Consider the following 1,652-nt stretch of genomic DNA (forward strand, 5'->3'; position numbering starts at 1 on the left):
ACCTGCGCCTCGAACAGCTCGTGGATGCACTTGTGCGACGGATAGTCCGCTTCCGTCCGGTTCAGCTCCTCCAAAAGGTAAGTCCGCTCCTCGCGCGACAGCAGCTCGATGCGGCCCACCGGCTGCCCGGCATCGGCAACCATCGCCCGCAGCAGCGCCAAAAGATAGCCGCGCTGCCGCTCGATCGTGGCTTCGTCGAACAGTGCGGTCGCATAGTGCAGCTTTCCGGCGAGCTCCTCGCCGCTCTCGCCAAGGCTCAGCTCCAGGTCGAACTTGACCTGGTCGTAGGCATTGCCCACAGCCTCGACCGCGAGCCCGGGCAGGTCAAGCCGCTCGACGGCCGCGTCCTGCCAGGCCAGCATCACCTGGAACAGCGGCGTGTGGTCGAGCGCGCGCTGCGGCTTGACGATCTCAACCACCTGCTCGAACGGCAGGTCCTGATGCTCCTGCGCGGCAAGCGCGGTGCGCCGCGTGCGTTCCAGAAGCTGCGCCACGCTCGGCGCCCCCGACAGATCCAGGCGAAGCGCAAGCGTGTTGACGAAGAAGCCGATCAGCTCTTCGATCTCGCGCCGGCCGCGATTGGCGCTCGGCACGCCGATGACGATGTCGTCCTGCCCTGACAGGCGCGACAGAACCGCCGCCCAGGCCGCCAGCACCGTCATGAACAAGGTCGTGCCCTGCTGGCTGGCCAGCCGCTTCAGCCCGCGCGTCAGCGCCGGATCGATGACCACCGGCACGCCGGCCCCGGCAAACGACTGCTGGGCTGGGCGCGGCCGGTCCGTCGGCAAGGCAAGGCGAGCAGGAGCCCCCGACAGGGCCTCGCGCCAGTGACGGGCCTGGCTCTGCAGCCTGTCCCCCGACAGCCACTGCCGCTGCCAGGCAGCATAGTCCGCATACTGGATGCCGAGCGGCGCCAAGGGATCATCATGCCCGGCAGCGAAGGCCCGGTAGAGCTGACCGAGTTCCCGCACCAGCACGCCCATCGACCAGCCATCCGAGACAATGTGATGCTGCGTCAGCAGGAAGACGTGCTCCTCATGCGACAGCCGGATCAGGCGAGCGCGGATCATCGGCCCGCGCGAGAGGTCGAAGGGCGTGTGCGCCTCTTCACGGCACAGGTCCTCAAGGGCCGCCTCAGCATCGGCCCGGCCGCACAGGTCATGCTCGACCGGCGGCAGACCAGCATCCGCCGGCAGGACCCGGACCCGGGGCTTGCCGTCGGGCGCGACAAAAACATGGCGCAACGCCTCGTGACGCGCAAACACACCATCGAGGCTGCGCTGCAGGGCCGCCCGATCGAGCCGGCCCGTCAGCCGCAAGGCCATCGGGATGTGGTAATTGGTGCCGGCCTCGTCCAGCTGCGCCAGGAACCACAGCCGCTGCTGGGCGAAGGAGAGCGCAAGCGGCTCATCGCGCGACACGGCAACAATCGCCGGCAGGTCTTTGCGATCGGCGCGGCTCAAATCTTCAACGATGCTTTCCGCCAGATCGCAAAGCACCGGCCTGGCGAAGAGCGTCGACAGCGGCACCTCGACACCGACGGCCGGCGAGAGCCGGCTCAGCAGCCGCACCGCCAGCAGCGAATGGCCGCCGAGCTCGAAGAAGTGGTCGTGGCGGCCGACCCGATCGAGCCCCAGAAGCTCGGCCCAGAT

The 1,652-nt window shown here is 68.5% G+C and carries 1 protein-coding gene; it reads right to left on the reverse strand.

Going from position 1 to position 1,652, the window contains the following annotated elements; all coding sequences use genetic code 11:
* The coding region (locus tag CK215_RS30520; protein ID WP_245418884.1) for a condensation domain-containing protein at nt 1-1,652 on the reverse strand (1,652 nt) is incomplete at both ends.

This window comes from Mesorhizobium sp. WSM3864 (genome assembly GCF_002294955.1).
Classification (GTDB): Bacteria; Pseudomonadota; Alphaproteobacteria; order Rhizobiales; family Rhizobiaceae; genus Mesorhizobium.